Origin of the sequence: Streptomyces sp. NTH33, from assembly GCF_003236365.1 — a bacterium.
Lineage (GTDB): Bacteria > Actinomycetota > Actinomycetes > Streptomycetales > Streptomycetaceae > Streptomyces.
Genome location: NZ_POTZ01001175.1, coordinates 1 through 382 on the forward strand (window position 1 = coordinate 1; position 382 = coordinate 382).

The window sequence follows — 382 nt, forward strand, 5'->3', positions numbered from 1 at the left end:
GTCCCGCCCCGGGCGCATACGGCTATCCCGGCTATCCCGGCTATCCCGGTTATCCGGGCCAGGGCTACGGCTGGCCCGGCATACCGGCAACGCCCCCGCAGAACGGGATGGGCATCGCCGCCATGACGCTCGGCATCCTGTCCTGCACCATGTTCTGCGTGTACGGCGTGTTCTCGGTGGTGCTCGGTGTCATCGCCATCGTCCTCGGCGTCAAGGGCCGCCGGCGGGCCGAACGGGGCGAGGCCAACAACCACGGCCAGGCCCAGGCCGGCCTGGTCACGGGCATCATCGGCCTGGTCCTCGGCCTCGTCGTGACGGTCCTGATGATCATCGTGATCGTGGCGGGCACCCGTTACGAGAAGGACTACACGGACCCCTACGA

At 68.6% G+C, this 382-nt stretch carries 1 protein-coding gene; it reads left to right on the forward strand.

Going from position 1 to position 382, the window contains the following annotated elements:
- On the forward strand, window positions 1–382 hold a 382-nt coding region (locus C1I97_RS39055), incomplete at both ends, for a DUF4190 domain-containing protein (protein ID WP_146608510.1).